The sequence below is a fragment of the Helicobacter pylori genome, from assembly GCF_016755635.1.
GTDB lineage: Bacteria > Campylobacterota > Campylobacteria > Campylobacterales > Helicobacteraceae > Helicobacter > Helicobacter pylori_CQ.
In genome coordinates this window covers 474021-497923 of sequence record NZ_CP051500.1, presented here as the reverse complement: position 1 = coordinate 497923, position 23903 = coordinate 474021, and the positions used below count along the sequence as shown (strand labels likewise).

The following is a 23903-nucleotide window of genomic DNA, read 5'->3' as shown; positions in this document are numbered from 1 at the left end:
GTATTTTTATCTTAATTGCAACAAACTAGAAATCTCTTTTTGTTAAAAGGAAATTTAATGAACGAAAACGCGCCTACGCACAAAAGTTCGCACAAAGTCAAAACACACACGCCAGTGAGCGGTTATCACATTGAAGATTTACGCACCTACCCTACTGAAAAGCTTTTAGAAATCGCTAACAAGCTCAAAGTGGAAAACCCCCAAGAATTCAAACGACAAGACTTGATGTTTGAAATTTTAAAAACCCAAGTTACGCAAGGCGGATACATTCTTTTTACCGGTATTTTAGAAATCATGCCTGATGGCTATGGCTTTTTAAGAGGGTTTGATGGGAGTTTTTCAGACGGGTATAATGACACTTATGTTAGCCCTTCTCAAATCAGGCGTTTTGCTTTAAGGAATGGCGATATTGTTACCGGTCAAGTGCGATCCCCCAAAGACCAGGAAAAATACTACGCCCTTTTAAAAATAGAAGCCATCAATTATTTGCCTTCAGATGAGATTAAAAACCGCCCTTTGTTTGACAATCTAACCCCCCTATTTCCTGATGAACAAATCAAATTAGAATACGAACCCACTAAAGTTACCGGCAGAATGTTAGATTTATTCAGCCCTGTGGGGAAAGGTCAAAGGGCTTTGATCGTTGCGCCACCAAGAACCGGGAAAACAGAGCTGATGAAAGAGCTCGCCCAAGGCATCACCTCTAACCACCCTGAAGTGGAATTGATTATCCTTTTAGTGGATGAGCGCCCTGAAGAAGTTACGGATATGCAACGAAGCGTTAAAGGTCAAGTTTTTAGCTCCACTTTTGATTTGCCGGCAAACAACCACATAAGAATCGCTGAATTAGTCTTAGAAAGGGCTAAAAGGCGAGTGGAAATGGGTAAAGATGTGGTGGTTTTATTAGATTCTATCACCCGTTTAGCCAGAGCGTATAACGCTGTAACGCCTTCAAGCGGTAAGGTTTTAAGCGGGGGCGTGGATGCGAATGCCTTGCACAGACCCAAGCGCTTTTTTGGAGCCGCAAGGAATATTGAAGAAGGCGGGAGTTTGACGATTATCGCTACGGCGTTGATTGAAACGGGATCTAGAATGGATGAGGTGATTTTTGAAGAATTTAAAGGCACCGGGAATAGCGAAATCGTTTTAGCGAGGAATATTGCGGACAGGCGCATTTACCCGGCCTTTGATATTTTAAAATCCGGCACACGAAAAGATAATATCTTGCTTGGCAAAGACCGCTTGACTAAAGTGTGGGTTTTAAGGAATGTGATGCAACAAATGGATGACATAGAAGCCTTAAGCTTTGTGTATTCTAAAATGCAACAAACTAAGGACAATGAAGAATTTTTAAATTTAATGAATGAAAAATAAAATCCCTAATTAATCCCATTAAATTAAAAAAAGTGTCATGAAAATAGGCGTTTTTGATAGCGGTGTGGGAGGGTTTAGCGTCTTAAAAAGCCTTTTAAAAGCGCAACTATTTGATGAAATCATCTATTATGGCGATAGTGCTAGAGTGCCTTATGGCACTAAAGACCCCACCACGATCAAGCAATTTGGCTTAGAGGCTTTGGATTTTTTCAAACCGCACCAGATTGGGTTATTGATTGTGGCATGCAACACGGCGAGCGCTCTGGCTTTAGAAGAGATGCAAAAGCATTCCAAAATCCCTATTGTGGGCGTGATTGAGCCAAGCATTTTAGCGATCAAGCAACAAGTAAAAAATAAAAACGCCCCTATTTTAGTGCTAGGGACAAAAGCGACGATTCAATCTAACGCTTATGACAACGCCCTGAAACAACAAGGCTATTTGAATGTTTCGCATTTAGCCACTTCTCTTTTTGTGCCTTTGATTGAAGAAAGTATTTTAGAGGGCGAATTGCTAGAAACTTGCATGCGTTATTATTTCACTCCTTTAAAGATTTTACCTGAAGTGATTATTTTAGGTTGCACGCATTTTCCCTTAATCGCTCAAAAAATTGAGGGCTATTTCATGGGGCATTTTGCCCTTTCAACGCCCCCCCTACTCATCCATTCGGGCGATGCTATTGTGGAATATTTGCAGCAAAAATACACCCTTAAGAAAAATGCACACACATTCCCTAAAGTGGAATTTCATGCGAGCGGCGATGTGATCTGGCTAGAAAAACAAGCTAAAGAATGGCTCAAATTGTAAAAGGACTTGACATGTTTAAAGATTTTTATCGCACTACCCTCTCTTTTTTAAAGCCTTTATTGCTTTTACTAGTTTTATTGTTGCCGTTTTCACTTTGTATAGCTGATGAATATATTAGCATAAGTGATGATTGGGATGAAAGGGCGCGAAATCAGTGGGATGAAATTGCGCGAAATCATAAGACATATTATTTTGAAAATGGTTTAGACCATTTTAATCAAGGCCAATACAAACAAGCCTTTAAAGATTTTAGATTGGCGCAAGAATACAGCATTGGGCTTGGCAGCGTTTATTTAGCCAAAATGTATTTGGAGGGAAAGGGCGTGAAAGTGGATTACAAAAAAGCGCAATTCTATGCACAAAACGCTATCAAAGGGTATGGGAGCGGGTTGTTAGGGGGTGCTTTAATTTTAGGATACATGCAAGCAGAAGGCTTAGGGATGAAAAAGGATTTGAAACAAGCGCTCAAGACTTACAGGCATGTGGTTCGCATATTTTCTAATAAAAGCACAAATTATTTTGCTAACAATTTTAGATTACCAAACCTTGCGTTCACTAGTATGCTTATTGGATCGCGATTCATTGATCTTTCAGGTTTGAGCGCGAATCCTATAAAATTTGGAAAGAAATTTGGAATACTTGTTAAGAAATCCACTCAAATCAAAGATAAGACACTTCTTTGGGAAGACATTGCTGAAATTTCAAGCAATATTATTTTACTCAAACAACAAATGGGGGAGATCCTTTATAGAATTGGAATCGCTTATAAAGAAGGGCTTGGCACTAGAAAGAAAAAGAACATGGCTAAAAAATTCTTGCAAAAATCCGCAGAATTTGGCTATGAAAAAGCCATGGAAGCTCTGTAGTTTTTAATCAAACTTGTATCAAAGCTTTAAGGATTAGAAAAATCCGCTTAGATTACCCTCATTAAAACAAAGCCTTATTTTTCTTATTTTTCCATTACAATAGACACTTGATTGTTTTCAATCTCTATATAGAGTTCTTTTTGAGAATTAGAGCTATAAGAGAGCTTGTTTTGCTGATAGGCTTTGTAATCTTGGTCAAACACCACATAAAACAAACGCTTGTTTTGAGAGTTGGGGTAAGGGATCACATTGATAGAAGAAAAAGCGATATTCTTTTTTTCATTTTTTGCAAACACCCTTTTTTTATACTCTTTAAAAGCGTTGAATTTCATGCCATCATAACGAGTGAAATCGGGGTTATAAAAACGCATATAGCGTTCAAAATCGCCCCTAGCCCAGGCTTCTTTCCATTGGAAAAGGGAGCTTAAAATCATGCTCAATTCTTCTTTGGTGCTAGAGAAAAACTTGTCTTCATAGGTGATGAGGAACGCTTTTTCGCCTTTCAATACTTTGTCATAAGAGCTTAAAAGCGGGTTTTCAATCGCAATACAGCCCTTGGTGTTCAATTCATTCCGATCGCCATTTAAAGGCATTCCATGCACCCAAATGCCATGCCCGGTGCGTTTTTTCAAGGTATCATACAAATTAGGGTAATTCGTTACAAAAGCCAAAACGCCATAATATTGATCCAAGCGCTCCAATTTCTGCGTGATACGATACACCCCAATAGGCGTGGCCAAATCGCCCTCTAAAGTTTTATCGCCCTTTTTAGAGCCTACAAGGGCTTTAGAGCTGTTGATTTTTTTAAGCATGTTGTTGTCTATTTCATAAAACTCTAAACTAGGCTTGGATTTATTAGCCACAAATAAAAACTGCTTGTTTTGATAATAGCCAAAATCCGTATCCTTATTTTGAAGCTCTTCTGCCCAAAAAGCTTTATCCGCTAAATAAGAATCCAGCTTTTGACCCACCACTTCCAAGCCTTGTTTTTGATAAAGGTGCACAATTTCCAACAAACGATCACTAGCATTCAATCCCACAAACCCCATTAACAGAGCCGGTAATATTTTTTTCAATCCATACCCCTTTTATGGATATAGCCCAGTTTTTGCAAGCTCTTTTCTTCCTTACTCCATGATTTTTGAGCGATCACTTGCAAGTTTAAAAAAACCTTTTTTTCGCCCACTTCTTGCATTTTCAATCTAGCGCTAGTCCCGATGCGTTTGATATTCACCCCGTTTTTGCCTATCACGATTTTTTTTTGGCTTTCTTTTTCTACGATAATATGCGCATACACCTTGTCTATGCGTTCTTCTTCTATAAATTTATCAATCATCACATCGCTTTCATAAGGGATTTCATCGCTCAAAAAATCAAACAAACTCTCCCTAATGATTTCCTTATAAATATCGCGCATTTTTTCATCGCTCATCAAATCCTTTTCAAAAAGCCATGCGCTAGGGCTTAAATATTCGCTGATGCATTCTAAAAGCGCGTTTAAATTTTGAGATTTTTTCGCGCTCAAAGGCACTAGAGCTAAAAATTGCGAAGCGTATTTTTGATACTCTTGTAATTTTTGCAAAACTTGCCTATGCGTGGCCATATCAATCTTACTCAAAGCCAAGATATGGGGTTTTTGGCACAAACTCAAAAACTCTTCATAGCCTTTTAAATCATCATGCACAGAAGCTAAAAAGACACACAATTCAGCATCGCCCATCGCTTTTAAAGCCTGTGAGAGCATGCACTGGTTGAGTAATTTTTCTTGATGATGGAGCCCTGGTGTGTCTAAAAAAATGATCTGGCTCTCATACCCCTCTTTATCTTTAAAAGGCACGATACATTTCATCAATTTTCTGGTTGCGTTAGCCTTATGCGAAACAAGGGCTAAATGAGCGTTTAATAAAGTGTTTAAAAGAGTGCTTTTTCCAGCGTTTGGTTTGCCTATGAGAGCTACAAAGCCTGCCTTAGTTTTCATTATAAAATATACTTCACTAAATTTTCATCAGCCACTAAATCCTCTAGCTTTGATTGGACCAACTCTTTAGTGATAGTAACCTTTTGCCCCAAATAATCCTCCGCTTCAAAGCTAATGTCTTCTAGCACTTTTTCAATGGTGGTGTGCAACCTTCTAGCGCCTATGTCTTCGCTTTTTTGATTGGCGTTATAAGAAAGTTTGGCTAACTCTTTGATCGCATCGTCTTCAAATGCAATTCCTACGCCCTCCACTTTTAAAAGGGCTTGGTATTGCTTGATGATAGAGTTTTTAGTTTGGGTTAAAATCATATACATGATTTCTTCGGTTAAATTCTCTAGCTCCACTCTCAAAGGGAAACGCCCCTGCAATTCAGGGATCAAATCGCTCGGTTTAGAAAGATGAAAAGCCCCTGCTGCAATGAATAAAATATGCTCTGTTTTAATAGAGCCATACTTCGTATTCACCACACTCCCCTCTACAATCGGCAATAAATCCCTTTGAACCCCCTCTTTACTGGGATCTTGACGGCTTCCTTCTTTAGAGCTGACAGCGATCTTATCAATTTCATCAATAAAAATCACCCCTGAACTTTCCGCGCGCTTCAAACCCTCCATTTTAATGGCTTCGCCATCTAAAAGCGTGTCGCTAATTTCCGCTTTTAGGGCTTCTTTAGCCTCTTTAACGCTTAAAGTTTTTTTGACTTTATCCTGTTCTTTATGGAAAACTTTAATCAAGTTTTCTTGAACCCTTAAAATTTCAGGCGGCACATTAGAATCAATCTCTATGCTTTTTTTACGCACTTCAATTTCAATTTCTCTACTATCCAACTCGCCTTGCGCGATTCTTTGTTGCATCTTTAAAAGGCTGTTAGCGTATTCTTGTTTTTTTTCTTCGCTCACGCCATTAGGCAAGGGGGGTAGGAGTTTTTTAGCGATTTTTTCTATAACCGCCTCTTCAATCTTGTCTTTTAACTTTTCTTTATGCTCATTTTCCACTAAAAGCACGCTGTTATTGACTAAATCCCTTACCATAGACTCCACATCGCGCCCCACAAAGCCCACTTCTGTGTATTTGCTCGCTTCCACTTTCACAAAGGGGAGTTCCATGATTTTTGCTATTCTTCTTGCGATTTCCGTTTTACCCACGCCAGTAGAACCAATCATTAAAATGTTTTTAGGCGTGATTTCTTCTTGTAAGGATTTTTCCAGTTGTAAACGCCTGTAACGATTCCTAAAAGCGATAGCGATAGACTTTTTAGCTTCCTTTTGCCCAATGATGTATTCATCCAAATAAGCGACAATTTCTCTTGGGGTCATATTCAATTTAGACATTAAAGCTCCAAAATTTTAATATTCGTGTTGGTGTAAATGCAAAGATCCCCTGCGATTTTTAAGGACTCTTCTACAAGTTTTCTAGGCTCTAAATGAGCGAAATGATCCAAAGCCCTAGCCGCGCTCAAAGCGTAATTCCCCCCACTCCCAATAGCAGCGATCTTATTGTCTTCAGCTTCTAAAACATCGCCCGTGCCGCTCAAAATAAAAATGTGATCGAAGTTTAAAACAATCATCATCGCTTCCAATCGGCGTAAATACTTATCTTTGCGCCATTCTTTGCTGAAATCCACCACGCTTTTAAACAAATCCCCCTTTTTGCTCTCTAAAATGCGTTCAAACATATCAAACAAACTAAAAGCGTCCGCAGTGCTCCCGGCAAACCCGCTTAAAACCTGGTTGTGATACAAGCTTCTGATTTTTGTCGCATTGGCTTTGACTACGCAATTACCCAAAGTTACCTGCCCATCGCCTCCAATGAGCGCGAACTTCTTGCCCCCCATCTCCCCTCTATAGCCTAGAATCGTCGTCGCTTCAAACATTTTTTACTCAGCCACCACATCAATTTTAAACGCGCCCACAACCCCCGATCCAAGCTTGACTTCAATCTCATAAATCCCTGTGCTTTTAATCGGGTGTTTGAGCTCAATGTCTTTTTTATCTAAATTTAAACTCGCATGCTGTTCTTTCAAACGCTCCGTGATCTCTTCTTTAGTGATCGCTCCAAATAAAGAGCCGTTCGCGCCAACTTTTTTATGGATAGTCAGCATGATGGTTTGTAAGGTTTCTACCATTTGCAATTTTTGTGCCTTTTCTAGGGCTTCTTTTTCCGCTTTCTTTTTAACTTCGGCTTTGTATTTGTTGATCACTTCGTTAGTGGCGAGTTTGGCTTTTTGGTTAGCGATTAAAAAGTTATTCCCATAGCCATCTTTAACCTCACACACTTCACCCGCTTTGCCTAAATTTTTCACATCTTCTAATAATAGAACTTTCATCATATCCCCTTTAAGTTGTAAGTAATTTGTAATTATACTCTTTATTTTAATAAGTTGGGTTTTTATTGCCCATTCCTACCACCCATCTGTTTTTCTAAAATTTGTTTGATCAACCCCAAACAATAAGGGATATTCTCTTTTGTTTCTAGCTCTACTTCCATGTTTCCAACGCATGGACGACCGATATTAGAAACATCTCTAATTTTTAGTTTTTCCTTTATTTCATCTTGCAATTCATTCAATTCCATTTTTAAATACAATTTTAAGCCTTTTTCTTGCACAACAATATCCACAAAATTTATTTTACAAAACTTATAAGCTATATATTGTTGATTAAATTTTTCAGTTATCCTTTCATCAAGAGCTTTAATCTCTTTTCTTAAAATATCAAATAACTCCCTTGAATCAGAGCTAAACTTATAAGAGCTTAAATCATAAACCTTTTTTTCTTTCTTAGATTTATATCCCTCTAATGTTTCTGCCTCTAGATTGGGGTAAGTCCAAATCTTTAAAGCAAAATCCGCTAAATCATTAGCTCTTTTTTCAATCTCTTTTTCGCCAAAAACTTCCAAATCTTTCAAACTTTGATTGAGTCTCAACGGGCTTTGTTTGAAGCCCTTCTCCATATCTCTTTTTTCTTGGAAAGATTTGTTCCTATACTCTGGGTTATAACCGGTTAGAGTGAGATTCCCTATTGTGTGGAGGTATTTATCGTGTATTGCTTGAAAATTTTCACCCAAATCCCTTTCCCATTCTTCTGTGAGTGTTTGAGGCATGATGTGCTCAATAGTGCATTCCTTAGTATTGACCGGCTCTTTTGTATTATCTTTATTTTCTAGCCTTTCAAAAAAGTATTTCTTTTTTTGAAAATTATAAAAATCTATCGTAATAAAAAGCTTTTTAAACTCGTCATTGTTTGGAAATCTTTGTTTTTCTGTCAGATAGAAAAAATGCGCCTTTAGGCTTTTAAAATAATCATCTTTTTGGATGTGCTTTGTAACAAAGGGAAAGACTTTATTGAAACTATTTGTGCCAAGCCCGCACACCGCCCTTCTGCAAATATAGCTCTCTGTTAAATAGATAATAGGGATAAAATCCTGCTTGGATAAAATGTCATCCTTATAATCGCCATAAAGCTCTAGTAATAGCGGATACACCACATCCATTTCCAAATCTACAAGAAAACTTAAAGCCTTGTTTAAATCTTTATCGGCTTCTTTTTTGAACGCAATCTGGCAAAAATACCCGCAATATTTTTGCAAATCTTGGAGCAATACCTCTGTCTCTATCCCCCTTTCTTGTTGGTAACGCTTGAAAGCTTCATAAACTCTTTTCTCATTGGGAATTTTTCCTATTTTGATCGTGAGATAATGCCGGACAAATTTATTAAACAAATCCTCTTTCTTACTCTGTTTCTTACTCTGTTTAAAATCCTCCTCCATAGCCCTCCAATATTGATTATAAAAGCCTTCTTGTTTTCCAACCTCTGTTTCCATTATGATATAGTTTCTGATCAAATCCGCTTGCGTGAGTTCGATACCTTTTGAGTTCATGCTCTCAAAAATAAGTTGAGGATCATCTTTTTCTTTCTTTAAAGCAATCCAAACTATCATGAGTTTTTCTAATCCTTTAAAAATCGTTTCTAGTTTGTCGGTGTTTTTACGGATCCATTCTTCAAATAATTTAAAATTTTCCATTATTTTTGATGAAGGCTCGCTCGGTTTTCTTCTGTCTTTATCAATCAAAGATAGCAAGGTGTCTTTATCAGACTCTGATAAGATGAGTCTGAATTTTTTATCGCCTTTCTCATCGCTGTTAATGAGGTAGCGATTCTGGATTTTTTGGTGCGAAAATTTTTCTAACAATTCATCTTCATCGTTTAAATGATCCCTTAAAGCGATAAACAAAAGCGTGATAGTAGTGAGCCTTTGTTGGCCGTCAATGATGAGTAATGGGCTAGAGTGCGTATCATCAACTCGTGCATACAAAATAGAACCGATAAAATGCCCATTCATCTTATCATTTCCGCCAATTTTTATAATATCATCCCATAATTGTTCGCATTGCTCCTTTCCCCAACTATACAACCTCTGATAGATGGGGATGACAAATTGATTGTTTTGATTTTGTTCAAAAAATTCTAATAGTGTGGCTTCTCTTGCTTTCATGAATAACACTCCTTGATTTAGCGGATTTTACCGCATGCATCTTAATAAAACTTGATACAGATTCTACTTTTTTTACCCCATAAATGCTATAATCACCCCTATCAATCAAACTCAATTCATAACAATTAAAGGTGGTTAATGATAGTAAGAACTCAAAATAGTGAAAGCAAAATCAAAGAGTTTTTTGAATTTTGCAAAGAAAATGAAGTGGAATTTGTGGATTTTAGATTCAGCGATATTAAAGGCACTTGGAATCACATCGCTTATTCTTTTGGGGCTTTAACGCATGGCATGTTTAAAGAGGGGATTCCTTTTGATGCGAGTTGTTTTAAAGGCTGGCAAGGCATTGAACACTCCGATATGATTTTAACCCCCGATTTGGTGCGTTATTTCATTGACCCTTTTAGCGCGGATGTGAGCGCGGTCGTGTTTTGCGATGTGTATGATGTGTATAAAAACCAACCTTATGAAAAATGCCCTAGAAGTATCGCTAAAAAAGCCTTACAACATTTAAAAGATTCAGGTTTGGGCGATGTGGCTTATTTTGGCGCGGAGAGCGAATTTTTCATCTTTGATTCCATTAAAATTAAAGACGCTTCCAATTCCCAATACTACGAAGTGGATAGCGAAGAGGGTGAATGGAATCGGGATAAGAGCTTTGAAAATGGCGTGAATTTTGGGCATAGACCAGGCAAGCAAGGGGGCTATATGCCTGTGCCGCCAACGGATACGATGATGGATATTCGCACAGAAATCGTGAAAGTCTTAAACCAAGTGGGGTTAGAAACTTTTGTCGTCCATCATGAAGTCGCACAAGCGCAAGGCGAAGTGGGCGTGAAATTTGGGGATTTAGTGGAAGCCGCTGATAATGTCCAAAAACTCAAATATGTGGTTAAAATGGTCGCTCATTTAAACGGGAAAACCGCCACTTTCATGCCAAAACCCCTATATGGGGATAACGGGAGCGGGATGCACACCCATGTGAGCGTTTGGAAAAACAACGAAAACCTTTTTAGCGGCGAAACTTACAAGGGCTTGAGTGAGTTGGCGTTGCATTTTTTAGGGGGCGTGTTGCGCCACGCTAGAGGGTTGGCCGCTTTCACTAACGCTTCCACTAACTCTTACAAACGCCTGATTCCGGGATATGAAGCCCCATCTATTTTAACTTATTCGGCTAATAACAGGAGTGCGAGCGTGCGTATCCCTTATGGGATTTCTAAAAATAGTGCTAGGTTTGAATTCAGGTTTCCTGACAGCTCATCAAACCCCTACTTGGCTTTTGCAGCGATTTTAATGGCAGGCATGGATGGCGTTAAAAATAAAATGGATCCCGGCGAAGCGATGGATATCAACCTTTTCAAATTGACTTTAGATGAAATTAGGGAAAAAGGTATCAAACAAATGCCTCACACTTTAAGGAGATCGTTAGAAGAAATGCTAGCCGATAAGCAGTATTTGAAAGAAGGTCAGGTCTTTAGCGAAGAATTTATTCAAGCTTATCAGTCTCTTAAATTCAACGCTGAAGTGTTCCCATGGGAGAGCAAGCCCCATCCTTTTGAATTTATCACCACTTATTCATGCTAAAACAATGAGTGGGTTAATAATCCCACTCTAAAAGTTTAGAATAAGGCAAAAATACCTTATTTTTAAAAAGAGTGGTTGGAAAAATTGATTTTCTTTGCTTTTTGGATAAGTCTTACTTAACGCTTTTTAATTTTTTAAAAGTGGGGTTTTAGTCGCCTTAATTTAAGATTTTATTTTATGGTAGAAATTTATTTTCTTTAAGGGAACAGAGGGTATCTAAAATAACACCCCTAAAAACCCAAGACCGCTTAAGAAGATACCACCTGACTTGGTATCAAGCTCTTTAATTCTTAATTATAAAAATGCTTTTAGTATTTTTTATCTTTTAAGAAACCCACCTAAAACCCAGTGCCGGTTTAGTCAGTGTGGTAAGGGCTACTAAAATCTTTGGGCGTGTAGCACACTTCTTTCTCTATAACAGCGTCTTTAATGCAAGCGACACGCAAAGCGTCAAAACGAGTCTCAACACTAGCGCAACCGCCGAGTAAAGAATATCCAATGAACACGCTATTTCTAATGGTTTTCATTTTATATCCTTTTGTTCTAAAATTTTTTAATAACTTAAATACTTTAATCATGCGTTTATGATAATTAAGATTTATTATAAAAAAAAGTAAATGGAACTCAAAGCAACTGAAATAGTGCTCTAAATCCCAATCAGAAACGCTACCCTTTGTAATCCTTGATAATTTTTGCTATAATAAAGCCCTAACTAAAATTTCTCCTTTTATTTTGGTTAGGCTTCTTGAATTAGAATTATAGTAGGTCTTGTTACACCCACCTTGTGTTATTAACCGCACAAGACAAGATCAATCCTTAAAAAAACAAACCCTTCCAATACAGCTTGATTGTCAGCAATATCCCTTATAGTATAGTAAAAACCTTTTAAGTAAGGCTAAAAAGGGGAAATATTTCATCGTAAAAGCGTGAATTATTTATACAAAAAGAATTAAAACATTCAACCAAACATCTCGTTGATTTCATATTTTTTAGCGGCTTTATCTTTAAGCCACAGAGCCACTTCTAAAGCCCCTTTAGCAAAAATAGATCGGTTAGTCGCCGTATGGCTAAGCTCTATGTATTCGCCCTCTAAATAAAACCCTATCGTGTGCTTCCCAGCGACATCGCCCCCCCTTAAAGCGGCTATGCCAATGCTTTCTTTAGAGCGCAAACCTTCTCTGTGAGTGATGAGAGCGTTTTTTTCATCATACCCCCTAGCCTTAGCGCAAGTTTCATACAAACTCAACGCCGTGCCGCTTGGGGCATCTTTTTTGAGATTGTGGTGCGTTTCTACAATTTCAATATCCGCATCTTTTAATTTCAAAGAAGTTAAAAAGGCTAATTGGTTGAGCATCATGATCCCTAAAGACATGTTGTGCGCATGCAAAAGCGGCGCTTTTAAGGCTAATTGTTGCATTTTTTCTAGCGTTTCTTTTTCTAAACCGGTCGTGCCAGAAACTAAAATTTTAGGGCATTCTAAAAGAGTCTCTAGCAAATTATCCACGCCTTTAGGTAAAGAAAAATCAATCACGCATTCGCATGCCCTCACAAACGATTTTAAATCGTTGGTTACTAAAGGGGCGTGCGAAAAAGAGCTGAAATCCGTTTCGTATTTTTGCCTGACAAACACGCTAGATAGTGCTAATCCCTTATACCCCCCTTTTAATTCTTCTAAAAGCAGTTTCCCTATACGACCGCTCGCTCCATAAACACCGATTTTCATGCGTTTTCCTTGCTTTTCAATCTTACAACCCCATTTTAAAAGGGTTTAAAATATTATTGGGATCAAGGGCTTTTTTAATATTCCTAAAAAGCTCCATTTCATTATGATTGAACGCTAAAGGCATGAATTTGGCTTTAGACAAGCCTATGCCATGCTCCCCGCTTAAAGTCCCCTCCAAACTGATAGCGGCCTGAAAAATCTCTTCCATAGCCTGATGCCCTTTTTCTAAATCTCTTTTAGGATCTTCTAGCATGATATTCACATGCACATTGCCATCGCCCGTATGCCCAAAGCAAGGGATTTTAAAGCCGTATTTTTGGCTTATTTTAGCGACTTCTTGCAATAAACTCGGCAAACTCGCCCTAGGAACGGTCACGTCTTCATTCAATTTCTTTTTACCATAAACGCTAATACTTTGAGAAGCGTTACGCCTTGAAAACCATAAATCCTGCTCTTCTTGTTCGTTTTGAGCGATCTTAAAACCCACGCAACCATTGGCTTTAAAATGCTTTTCTATCTCATTGAGTTGCCATGCAATCTGCTCTTTTACCACGCCATCCACTTGAGTGATGAGTATCGCTCCAGCGTCTTTGGGTAAGCCTTTAGAAAATCGTTCTTCAACCGCTTTGATACTCAAATTATCCAAAAATTCCATCGCCACAGGCGTAACGCCACTGCTCATTGTCTTATAAACGGCGTTCATGGCGTCTTCAATATGGTTAAAAACCCCCATTGCGCTTTGTTTTAGAGGTGGTTTGGCTAAAAGCTTTAAAGTGATTTCAGAAATCACGCCCAAACACCCCTCACTAGCGATCATCAACCCTGCAACATTAAAACCTGCGACATCTTTGATCGTTTTTTTGCCTGCCCTTATGATTTCACCATTCGCTAAAACCACCCTTAAAGCCATGACATAATCTTTAGTGATGCCGTATTTAGCCGCGCGCATGCCACCGGCATTTTCAGCGACATTCCCCCCCAAAGTGCTTTGATTTTCACTCGCTGGATCTGGGGGGTAGAAGAGATTCAATTTTTCCACTTCGTTTTGGAAATGCTTGTTAATCACGCCCGGCTCAACTCTAGCGATTAAATTTTTAGTATCAATCTCTAAAATCTTATCCAAATGTTTTTCTACGCTTAAAACTAGCCCCCCGCTCACGCTCAACGCCCCCCCTGTAAAACCGCTCCCAGCCCCCCTAGGCACAACGATGATGCGATGCTCGTTGCAATATTTTAAAATCTGGCTGATTTCTCGCTCATTTTTAGGGAAAATCACGCCGCTAGGCAAATGCCTTTCTTTGGTAGCGTCATAGCAATAAGCGTTCAAATGCGCTAAATCAGTGAAAAAATCCTCTCCCCCTACTAGGTTTTTAAAGTATTGGATGTGTTGCTTCTCTAACATGGGCTTACTTCTTATTCATTTCTAAAGCTTTTCTTCTTTCTTCAAGCTCTTTTTCATCTCTTTCTTGATGCTCTCTCGCTCTTTGTTCAAATTCTCTCGCTCTTTGTTCGGCTTTGGCTTTTTTCTTTTCTTCTTTCAAGCGGCGTTTTTCTTCTTTAGAATTTGGTTTATTCTCTTCTTTTTGAGCCTTATTCTCTTTAGGAGCGTTTTTGTTTTCGCCTTGTTGGGTGGCGTTATTTCCATTACTTGGCTCTTTAATGGCTTCTTGCTTGATTTCTTGCTCATTTTCTTTGGGTTTGACTCTTTCTTCTTTTTTATCGCTTTTATCCATTTCTAAAGCTTTTCTTCTTCCTTCAGTCTCTCTCTCGTCTCTTTCATCATGCTCTTTTTCTCTTTCTTCCAATTCCATAGCCTTTTTGGTGGCTTTGGCTTTTTTCCTTTCATCTCTTAAATAGCGCCTTTCTTCTTTAGAACCAAGTTTGCGCTCTGCTTTTTGGTAGTTTTTCTCTTCTAAAGTAGGAGCGTTTTCTGTGCCTTGATTGGCTTTTTTAGGCTCTTTAATGGCTTCTTGCTTGATTTCTCGTTTAATTTCTCTAGAATCAATCTTTTCTTCTCTCTTTTTAATCCTTACCTCTTTGCGTTTTTCTTTCTTCACTAAAGCGTCATAGTAAGCAAAGTAGTTTTTAGATTGACTGCCTGAAAAAAGTTTCCCTAGCGTGCCTGCATCAATGCCCTCAACCCTAGAAAAAAACGGCGTAGAAGTTTTAGTAACACCGCTTGTATCCAGCTCTCTTTTTTCTAAAATTTCAAAACTCTCACAGCTTAAAATATTGAGCGTGTTCGTGGTTACAATATAAATCACCCCCACGCTATAAACATTGCACGCTTTTCTTAAATTGGCGATTTTTGGGTCAAACCCGTTCAAAAAAGTTACCAACAAATCAGAACTGATAAAATTAATATCGGTGTTAGTCGCTCTGATTTGCTCATAGATTTCATCATTAGGAGCGATTAAAAACGCTTGGTTGTTGAATTGCCTAAAATAAACCAAATCACCCTTTCTAGCAACCATTCTTGGAGTGGGCAAATGGCTTTGTTTCATAGACTCAAACGCTCTGAATTTAGCCGTTGCGACGCCATTTTCAACGGCAATAATGACCACTTCAGAATTGATAACTTCATAATCTGAAAGTTTTGACACCACAAAACCAAACTCCCCCACTTTCAAATCATGAGCAGGAAAACGGATGATTTTCTTAGGCAAATCCACAAAATCAACGCTCACTCTTAAGGGTTCTTGCCAAGAGGCTGATTGCAAGCTTATAAAACTCATTAAAAGAAGTCCTATCAAAAGCCTTAACATACAATTCCTTTTAAACATTTTTAAACTTTTTTAAATGCCATAAAATGGCTAAAGACAATCCGGTGGTTTTAGCGTATTGAAAATCCATTATAAAATCAAGAGCTTTTGATCGCTTTAAAAACAACACTTCAATCTTTTCTGTATCAATCCCCCCACCCTTTGAAACTTTCAAATGTGTGCACACTTCAGCGTAATAGAGCGTTTGCAAACTCCCACTCAAGCCGGTTGCGCTATAAAATTGGCCTATGGTTTCTAAATTTTTAGGGCTGATCTGATAACCGCATTCTTCTAGCGCTTCTTCGCAAGCGATTTCTTCTAAACTCTTATTAGCCTTATCCACAAGCCCTGCGCACAATTCATAAGTGTATCCGTCAATATTTTGATCTTGATCGCGCTTAAAATGAAAATGGCGCGCATAAATGGCTGGGCGGAATTGTTTCACAATCACAAAGCAATCGGATTCTTTTTCATAGAGTAAAACCGCCACGCTGTCTAAAGACTTAATAATATCCCATGTTTTCTTAGTATTCTCTTCATTATAATACATGCGTTTTAATTCTATGAAATTAGAGCTAGAACAAGGCTCTAAATACACACTGGAATCGTCTATTAAAGATTTTTGATTGAAAGCATTCTTAAAATAAGACATTAAAAACCCTCTAAAAGATAAAATGAATTTTTTTCAAAGGAATGGGTTTTCAAAAGTTCTTCTAATTTTTGCTTAGAATGCTGAGCTTTTTCTAAAAAAACCTCTCTTTGCTTGCCGTGCAATTTGCTTTTAGCGGTGCGGATATAGCCTAAAGGATTAATGGGGCGGGAGTTTTTATACACGCCAAAATGCAAATGCGGTCCGGTGCTTAAACCGGTGCTTCCCACTCTTCCTATAATTTGCCCTTTTCTAACAAACGAGCCTTTTTTCAACCCCTTAGCAAACATGCTCATGTGAGCATACACCAAGCGCAATTCATTCAAATGGATTTCAACCACATTCCCATACCCCACCTTAACCCCTATAAAACCCACACGACCATCTGAAGCAGAATGGATCAAACTGCCATGTTTAGCCGCATAATCCACGCCGTAATGAGGTCGTCTGACTTTTAAGACAGGATGGAACCTCCCATACGAAAAAGGCGAAGAAATGCGGGTGTATTTCACCGGGGTTTCTAATAAAAACCCTGCCACTTCTTGCGCCTTTGAGTCATAATAACGCCCGTTTGAATGGGAAAAAAGATAGTATTGGTTAGAGCGAGAGCTAACCATGGCTATTTTGATAGTCGGCTGGCCAAACGCTTGCCCCACACGATAATCTCTTGTATAAACGATAGCGATTTTATCGTTTTTTGCTAGGCGTTTAAAAGGCACGCTTTTTTTATACGCGTTCATCAATTGGTTGGCTAAAAGGGGGTCATTGGTGGCTTTGACAATATCTTGATAGGGTGAAGTTTGTAAAGAAAGAAGGAGGGTTTTTTCTTTACGAGTGAAGATAATGGGGATAAAGTCTAAAAAATAATCCTCCCCTTTTTTATAAATATGGATTTGCAAATCCTGGCTTATAGGGATAAGGGCTTGAATGAGTGTGTTGTTTTCATCTCTTAAGGTGTAGTAGGTAACATTGCTTTGGATTTCAGCGCTCAATTCTTTATCTTGAGAGCTTAGGTTGTAGTAGAGTTTTTGAGGGATATGGTTTTTTTCTAAAAACCCTAACAGCGTGAGCTTATCCCACACAAGCCTTTCACCCACCAATAAAGTTTGCTTTTTCACCTCATCGGCTTTTAAAAGAACCCCATGGGATAAAAAAGCAACCATTAAAGAATAGATAAAATTTAAAATAATTTTCTTATGAAAAAATACCATGCAGTTGTTTAATGCCTTCAATTGAATCTGTATTTTATTAGTATAACATAAGCCGTTAAAGAAAAACGATACAAGTTTAAAGCCTAGCCTTGTTTTTATAGCTTTATGGAGCGCGTTTTATTGGTGCATGGTGGTTTCTCATAAATGGTTTTATCTCGCCTTATAGCGTTAAATATTCCCTTTTTAATCAATTCGTATCAGTTAATTTTGAAGTATTTTTTCTAAAATCTTTAACACATCGTTATGGTGCGCTTGGCTTAAAAGTCCAAAAATTTTAAGCATTTCTAAAAACATGGGAGCGTTAGTTTTATGGATAATCAAAAGAGCATGTTCTTTGAGTGCAGCCGTTCTATTTAATAAGGGAGTAGCGGTTTTTAACTCCAAAATAGAAAAGCAAAAATCCATGCCACCAAATTGATGCGATCTAAATCTTTCTCTTGTAATCATAAAATTATCTTCTATAAATTGTTTTTGTTTTTCTAAATATTTTAAAGTATTTTCTAAATTTTCTAAACTGATTAAACCTAATTGCTTAGCGTAATAAATCATTTCACTCAATTCATAGAGGGTTTTTACTTTATTATTAGCCCCTAAAAAATGATATTTTTCATCTTTTAAAGTAGTGAGTTTAAATTTTTCTTTATCTTTAATAGGGACATCATAACCGATTTGCCACTCTACATAATGCTTTAAACTAAAAGGGATTTTTCTGGTCGCTGTTGAAATGCCATAATCGCTAAAGGCATGTCTGATTTTCACACGCACTTTGCCTGAAATTGAAGTTGAAGGAATAGAAACCTCAATCGCTTTTTTACTATCATCAATCCCAATCAAACTCACAAGGGTGTCCTTGAAACAATTTTTTAAAATATTCTAAACGCACTCTTTTATCTTTTAAAAAAGCGTCTTTAATTTCTAAAAAAGCAAAATGATCAATAATAATATCCAAATTACCAAAATAATAAGGGATTTTAGGAGCAATTTCCTTAAAATAATGGATATATTGGTAATAAATCAATTTATCTTGACTGATATACACCGCATTAGCGCTTGGTGCGTTTAAAAAAGTCTTGTTGCGTTTGAGAGCGTTAATGTCTCGCATAGGGAAAAAATAGCCCACGCATTCACTGACCCTTTTAGCGTTAGGGTATTTATCCACATAATTGGCTATATAATCAAAATCGTTTAAACATAGCGTCGTGCCGCAATCAGTTGGAAAAATAAAACGCCTAATACCTGCATAGTCCATTCGCCCTCGCTCATATAAAGCTATCACAATAGGAAATTCGTTACTTTTAGTGAAAGATTTAGAAGAAACAACCAAAGCGTCTAAAAGCCTGTAATGATCCTTAAATAGCTTTAATTGCTTAAAATTAGCTTCTTTGATGAGATAAGATAAAGGGTGTAGCACGCAAATAAACGCCGGCTTTAAAATTGCAAAAGATTTTAAAAAACTTATCCCTAAATCTCGGGATTTCAAATGATGGTCTATCTCAAAATGAAAGTCTTTATCTTTTAATTTTTGTTTGGCAAAAGAAGTTCTATCGTTATAGGGGGGATTTCCCACGATGATTAAAGGTTCATCTTGGCTAATGCCATAATTTTCTCTTTTAGGATTGGCTAGAGCGTTTATTATTAAAGCACCACACTTAGGGTCAATATCCGCTCCTATTTTTTTAGGGTGTTGGAGTTTTAAAAACTCTTTATTGCCACATGCGGTGTCTAAAAGCGTGTATTTTTCAATACCAACATGCTTTTTTAAAAGCTTGTAAGCATAATCCACTAAATAAGGGGGAGTGTAGTAAGCCCCTAAATTCACACTCTCTTGCTTGGTTAAATGTTTAGGGGTTCTAATCAAAATCCCTTACACATCTAGCTGTTTCACGTCTTTAGCATGCGCTTGGATAAAGGCTCTTCTAGGCTCTACTTCATCGCCCATGCAAAGCGAAAAGACTGCATCGGTTTTTTCCAAATCTTCAATTTTGAGTTTGATCAAGCTGCGGTTTTCTTTATGCATGGTCGTTTCCCATAAATCATTAGGGTTCATCTCGCCTAGTCCCTTATAGCGCTGGATATTCGCTCCCTTTTTAGCGTGATTTTCCACTTCTTCTAAAAACGCCAAAATATCCTTATTTTCCAAGAAATCTAAATTATACTCCATAAGCTTTTGATAAGTGTAATGCGCTTCTTCAAACAACACTTCTTTAAAGAGGTTGTCATCTAGATTAAATTCCACCAAGCCCTTAGGGGTTTGCGCATGCAAATGCAAGCTTTCTTCAGTGGCAAAAGAGCGTAAGATCTGATAATTCAAGCCCTCTAATTTTTCCAAAATGCTTTTTTCTAAAACTTTCATATCAAAGCTTAAGGCGTCCTTAGTTTCAATCAAAAAGCGTAAAATCTCTAGCAAGTTGTAGCGTTTTTCTAATTCCAAAAGCGCGTAGCGGTAATGGCGCGCCACTTTTAACAAATTCATCAAATCGTTCTTGCCAATCCCTTCAATATCCACCGAATTGATGCCATGCTCAATTAAAAAATGATCCAAAGCGACGCTGTCTTTAAGATAAATTTCTGTCTTGCCTTTCTTGTATTTGTAAAGAGGGGCTTGAGCGATATAAACATGCCCTTGTTCAATCAGTGGGCGTAAATAACGATAGAAAAAAGTCATCAGCAAGGTTTGGATATGGCTCCCATCCACATCAGCATCGGTCATGATAATGATTTTATGATAGCGCAACCTTTCTATATCAAAACTCTCTTGAATGCCGCACCCAAAAGCCGTGATCATGTTTTTAATTTCTTCTGATTTTAGGATCTTTGACAAATGGCTTTTTTCCACATTTAAAATCTTACCTTTCAAGGGCAAGATCGCTTGGAAAACCCTATCGCGCCCTTGTTTAGCGCTCCCGCCTGCGCTATCGCCCTCCACTAAAAAGATTTCACTCTCTAAAGGGTCTTTACTCTGGCAATCGGCTAATTTTCCAGGCAAAGTGCCGACACTCAAATTGTCTTTTTTCCTTGTAAGCTCCCTGGCCTTCTTACTGGCTTCTCTAGCCTTTGCAGCTAGTAGGGCTTTATTAGCGATGATTTTGGCTTCGTTGGGGTTTTCTTCTAAAAATTGATGGATTTTGTCATAGACTAATTTTGAAACCAACGCGCGCGCATACGAACTGCCGAGTTTGGATTTAGTCTGCCCTTCAAATAACGGCTCGCTCATTTTCAAGCTCACAACAGCGATCAAGCCCTCTTTAATGTCTTCAGAAATGGGGCGCGACTCTTTAGTTTTAATGTTATTGTCAATGTATTGCAAAATCGCTTTAGACAAGCCCATTTTAAAGCCCGCCTCATGCGTGCCACCCTCAGAAGTTTTAATGTTATTCACAAAGCTTAAAGTGTTTTCATTGTAATCATCAGCATACGCTAAAGCGACTTCTATAGAAGTGCGCGTTTCTTCATCCATGCTTTTAAACGAAATAATGGGGGTGAGCAATTCTTTTTTAGCGCTGTCTTTAACGAATTGTTTCAAGCCGTCTTCATAGAAATAAGTCTCTTGCAGTTGGGTTTTTTCTTCTTTGAAAGAAATTTTCAAGCCGTCGTTAAGATACGCCATTTCTTTGAAGCGCTTTTGCAAAATACCCGCTTGAAATTCAACGACTTCCATCACGCTTTCATCAGGGAAAAATTCAATAGTCGTGCCGCTTTCTTTAGCGCTTTTAGTCTTGCCAATGATTTCAAGCTCGCTAATGGGAATACCCTTTTCAAACTCTTGGCGATAGATTTGACCCTCTTTTTTAATGGTCATGATCAAGCGTTTGCTCAAAGCGTTCACAACCGAAACGCCCACGCCATGCAAACCGCCTGAAACTTTATAAGTATCATTATCAAACTTGCCCCCCGCATGCAAAATCGTTAAAACCACGGTGCAAGCGGGGATTTTTTCCGTAGGGTGGATATCTACAGGAATGCCTCGCCCGTTATCTTCTACAATGCATGACCCCTCACTAGTCAAAGTGATGTTAATCGTATCGCAAAAGCCCGCCATGCTCTCATCTACAGCGTTATCCACGACTTCATACACCATGTGGTGCAACCCACCCACATTGGTATCGCCAATATACATTCCAGGGCGTTTCCTAACCCCCTCTAAGCCTTTTAAAACCTTAATACTATGGCTCTGGTAATTTTGCATTCAATCAAGCCTTTATAATGTGATTGGCATCATCAAAGTGGAAATTTTAGCGTTCAAGTGGCTTTGCTTTTCATCAAGGGGTTCTTGGATCAAAAAAGGCGATGAAGGCTCATTGCATTTTAAAACAAATTGCGTTGTCCCTAAAGCGTTTAAGGCTTCAAGGAAAAATTTAGCGTTCACGCCCAAATGAAAGGCTTTTTCAATATCCAAACCTTTTTCAATCTCAACAGAGGTTTTAGCCGTTTCGCTATGCTCAGAATCCAAAGATTCAAACAAAGCGTTGTTTTTTTCTAAAGTGAGTTTAATGGTGGAGCTTAAAGAACTGCATAACTTAATGCTCTCTTTAAATTCTTCCTTGCCTAAAGTGAAAGAAGAAATATATTCTTTAGGGAGGATTTTTTGATAATCAGGGTAATTCCCATCAATGAGTTTGGTGAAAAAAGCGTGCGTTTCGTTTTCAACCACCGCTAACATGCCGTCGCTTTTAAAACTGAAATTTTCATAAAAAAGCTTAAGGATTTCTAATAAAGCTCTTTTAGGTAAAATACAAGAGATGTTCTCTTCAGTGGAATGGATAGAGACTTTTTCTAACTGCGTGTAAGAAAGCCTTTTGGTATCCGTGCCTACTACTGAAAGGGTTTGGTGTTTTTGATCAAATTGCATTAAAACACCGGCTAATTCCCTTTTATGGCTGGTTTGCTCAATCACAGGAGCAATCTTTTTAAACGCATCTACCAAAAAAGGGGTATTGACTTCTATACTCACTTTTGACTCAATAACAGGGAATTCAGGGAACTCATCAGCGTCAAACATGGGGAGTTTGAAAGAGCTTTTATTTTGTTTGATCACCAGGCTGTCATCTTTAGTCTCTAAAACAATATTAGAGTCTTTTAAACATGAGATAATGTCTAAAAACTTCTTCCCGTTGATCGTGCCAACGCCCTCTTTATCGCTAGATTGCGTAAAAATATAGCTTTTTAGCCCAATATCTGAATCGCTAGCTTTCAAAAAAAGCTTATCTTTAATGACTTCTAAATGGATGTGTGAAGCGATAGAAGAAGCGTCCTTTTTATCCAAAAAAGCTTGCAAGTAGCGCAAAGTATTTTCTAAATCGTTTTTACTAACACTGATTTTCATAGCTAAAATAATCCCCTTGAATTTTTGGTCTTAATTATAGCATAAAAGAACGCTTTTTAAGGGTTTAAGCGTATTCCTACCCCTATACGATTGGAAAAAACATCGTATTCATACAAGCCATCGCCATAGCCGTTAAACCACTGCGCATAAATCCCCACAAAAGGGTTAATGCGGTAGGTATAGCCTAAGCGGAAAGCTCCATGCCAGCGATCATAACGCCAGTATTGCGTGAAAATATCATAAAGTTGCAATTCAAAATGGTGGCGCCCTCTCCTGTAATCAACTTTAGCGTTACCATACCCCATGTAATCAATCAAATTAGGGTTGGATTGATCATAAGGGACATAGGGCCAATAAGCGACCATGATTTTCAAGCCTCCCTTTTCCCACACCAAACGAAACACAGGGCGTTGCCCCGCGCTCACCGAACGACACCCCCCCCAGCGCACATCTTTTTGCCCGTTATAATCTTTAACGATCACAGGCCCTCCTGGAAACTGGTTTTCAGGATTGCCGTCTTTAAAAGGTTGGTAACATTGCGCGCCCCCCACGCCATTAGAAATGTGCTGCCAACCTATCCAAATCTCAGAAAATTTCCCTATTTTACCCCCAAAAGGTTCAAAATTAATAGGATAAACATAAATGAGTTCAGGCATGAAATTGATCATTCGCATGGGAGCGGATTGGGGGTTATTGTAAATTTGAAACCAGTTAGTTTGGGTATAAGCTAGATAAAGCGTGCCTTTAGTCCAAAGAATATGCCTAAATACAGGCACTCTAAAACTAATCTGGAACTTAAACTCATTGCGTTGATACGGGTTGATATTGGGGTGGTACCATTGAAAAATGGGGGTGAAACTATGATAAAAAGGCAGAAAATAAGTGCCTAGATAATCCATCATGTTTAAATATTTTTTAGCAAAATCCACCCAAGAATGTTCTTTGGGGGCTTTTTGTGGAGGGAGATACCAGGCATTAGACAAATCGTTTTGCGTTTTAACGACGTGCAAATCCTGTTTGCGCAAATAGTAGTTATAATCCACCTTAAAATTATCTTGTGAAAATTTTTTGCTTTCTAACTGACAAACTACAAAAATCATAAAGAGCAAAATGCTTTTCATCAAGCATCCTTAT

General features: G+C 38.1%; 21 protein-coding genes. 4 read left to right on the top strand and 17 right to left on the bottom strand.

Translation table 11 applies throughout. The features are described 5' to 3' along the window. Positions 1-57: 57 nt before the first annotated feature. The 3 genes from rho to HG567_RS02345 are packed head-to-tail and all read left to right on the top strand — an operon-like array spanning position 58 to position 3045. Positions 58-1374: a transcription termination factor Rho gene (gene rho, locus HG567_RS02355; RefSeq protein WP_202163925.1), complete on the top strand. Its 1317-nt coding sequence runs from the start codon at positions 58-60 to the stop codon at positions 1372-1374. 37 nt (positions 1375-1411) lie between these two features. Then, positions 1412-2179, top strand: coding sequence for a glutamate racemase (gene murI, locus HG567_RS02350; RefSeq protein ID WP_202163924.1), 768 nt, complete (start codon positions 1412-1414; stop codon positions 2177-2179). 11 nt (positions 2180-2190) lie between these two features. After that, complete coding sequence (locus HG567_RS02345) at positions 2191-3045, top strand: SEL1-like repeat protein (protein WP_202163923.1); 855 nt, start codon at positions 2191-2193, stop codon at positions 3043-3045. Between the two features lie 83 nt (positions 3046-3128). Here the strand turns inward: HG567_RS02345 and csd6 are convergent, their stop codons facing one another. The 6 genes from csd6 to HG567_RS02315 all read right to left on the bottom strand — a co-directional run bounded on the left by csd6 (position 3129) and on the right by HG567_RS02315 (position 9517). Next, positions 3129-4121 carry a cell shape-determining L,D-carboxypeptidase Csd6 gene (csd6, locus tag HG567_RS02340; protein ID WP_202140027.1) on the bottom strand — a complete coding sequence of 331 codons (993 nt, stop codon included), beginning with the start codon at positions 4119-4121 and terminating at the stop codon, positions 3129-3131. Beyond that, on the bottom strand, positions 4118-5023 hold the full coding sequence (gene era / locus HG567_RS02335) for a GTPase Era (protein ID WP_164863091.1): 906 nt from the start codon (positions 5021-5023) through the stop codon (positions 4118-4120). Before era ends, csd6 begins: the two co-directional genes overlap by 4 nt. Then, positions 5023-6354 (bottom strand): HslU--HslV peptidase ATPase subunit, encoded by a 1332-nt coding sequence (hslU, locus tag HG567_RS02330; RefSeq protein WP_202140026.1) that lies wholly within the window; start codon positions 6352-6354, stop codon positions 5023-5025. The genes era and hslU overlap by 1 nt, the downstream gene beginning before the upstream one ends. Next, positions 6354-6896 (bottom strand): ATP-dependent protease subunit HslV, encoded by a 543-nt coding sequence (gene hslV, locus HG567_RS02325; protein ID WP_000461043.1) that lies wholly within the window; start codon positions 6894-6896, stop codon positions 6354-6356. Before hslV ends, hslU begins: the two co-directional genes overlap by 1 nt. 3 nt (positions 6897-6899) lie before the next feature. Beyond that, positions 6900-7349, bottom strand: coding sequence for a 50S ribosomal protein L9 (rplI, locus tag HG567_RS02320; RefSeq protein ID WP_202140025.1), 450 nt, complete (start codon positions 7347-7349; stop codon positions 6900-6902). Positions 7350-7411: 62 nt separating this feature from the next. Then, positions 7412-9517: a DUF262 and DUF1524 domain-containing protein gene (locus tag HG567_RS02315; protein ID WP_202140024.1), complete on the bottom strand. Its 2106-nt coding sequence runs from the start codon at positions 9515-9517 to the stop codon at positions 7412-7414. Between the two features lie 138 nt (positions 9518-9655). On the opposite strand from HG567_RS02315, the gene glnA reads away from it, so the two are divergent. After that, the gene (gene glnA / locus HG567_RS02310) at positions 9656-11101 is read left to right on the top strand and encodes a type I glutamate--ammonia ligase (RefSeq protein WP_202140023.1); all 1446 of its coding nucleotides are present in this window, start codon (positions 9656-9658) and stop codon (positions 11099-11101) included. A gap of 356 nt (positions 11102-11457) precedes the next feature. On the opposite strand, the gene HG567_RS02305 is transcribed toward glnA, so the two are convergent. From HG567_RS02305 to HG567_RS02255, 11 genes are all read right to left on the bottom strand, one after another. After that, positions 11458-11628, bottom strand: coding sequence for an urease-enhancing factor (locus tag HG567_RS02305; protein ID WP_202163922.1), 171 nt, complete (start codon positions 11626-11628; stop codon positions 11458-11460). 431 nt (positions 11629-12059) lie between these two features. Beyond that, positions 12060-12824: a 4-hydroxy-tetrahydrodipicolinate reductase gene (gene dapB / locus HG567_RS02300; protein ID WP_202163921.1), complete on the bottom strand. Its 765-nt coding sequence runs from the start codon at positions 12822-12824 to the stop codon at positions 12060-12062. A 22-nt stretch (positions 12825-12846) separates the two neighbouring features. Beyond that, a complete protein-coding gene (glcD, locus tag HG567_RS02295) occupies positions 12847-14226 on the bottom strand; it encodes a glycolate oxidase subunit GlcD (protein ID WP_202140021.1) in 1380 nt (459 codons plus the stop codon). Between the two features lie 4 nt (positions 14227-14230). After that, on the bottom strand, positions 14231-15589 hold the full coding sequence (gene pgbA, locus HG567_RS02290) for a plasminogen-binding protein PgbA (RefSeq protein WP_202140020.1): 1359 nt from the start codon (positions 15587-15589) through the stop codon (positions 14231-14233). A gap of 10 nt (positions 15590-15599) precedes the next feature. Continuing rightward, entirely contained in the window at positions 15600-16238 is a 639-nt protein-coding gene (locus HG567_RS02285; protein WP_202163920.1) for an NUDIX hydrolase, read from the bottom strand. Next, the gene (gene csd3 / locus HG567_RS02280) at positions 16238-17446 is read right to left on the bottom strand and encodes a peptidoglycan DD-metalloendopeptidase Csd3 (protein ID WP_202140019.1); all 1209 of its coding nucleotides are present in this window, start codon (positions 17444-17446) and stop codon (positions 16238-16240) included. Before csd3 ends, HG567_RS02285 begins: the two co-directional genes overlap by 1 nt. Before the next feature lie 201 nt (positions 17447-17647). Then, positions 17648-18286 (bottom strand): R.Pab1 family restriction endonuclease, encoded by a 639-nt coding sequence (locus HG567_RS02275; RefSeq protein ID WP_421813170.1) that lies wholly within the window; start codon positions 18284-18286, stop codon positions 17648-17650. After that, positions 18267-19265: an adenine methyltransferase gene (locus HG567_RS02270; protein ID WP_202140222.1), complete on the bottom strand. Its 999-nt coding sequence runs from the start codon at positions 19263-19265 to the stop codon at positions 18267-18269. The genes HG567_RS02275 and HG567_RS02270 overlap by 20 nt, the downstream gene beginning before the upstream one ends. A gap of 45 nt (positions 19266-19310) precedes the next feature. Beyond that, positions 19311-21632: a DNA topoisomerase (ATP-hydrolyzing) subunit B gene (gene gyrB, locus HG567_RS02265; RefSeq protein WP_202140018.1), complete on the bottom strand. Its 2322-nt coding sequence runs from the start codon at positions 21630-21632 to the stop codon at positions 19311-19313. Positions 21633-21644: 12 nt separating this feature from the next. Continuing rightward, positions 21645-22769 carry a DNA polymerase III subunit beta gene (gene dnaN / locus HG567_RS02260; RefSeq protein WP_202140017.1) on the bottom strand — a complete coding sequence of 375 codons (1125 nt, stop codon included), beginning with the start codon at positions 22767-22769 and terminating at the stop codon, positions 21645-21647. A gap of 56 nt (positions 22770-22825) precedes the next feature. Next, positions 22826-23890, bottom strand: a complete 1065-nt coding sequence (locus HG567_RS02255; RefSeq protein WP_202163919.1) for a phospholipase A — start codon at positions 23888-23890, stop codon at positions 22826-22828. Between the last annotated feature and the right edge of the window lie 13 nt (positions 23891-23903).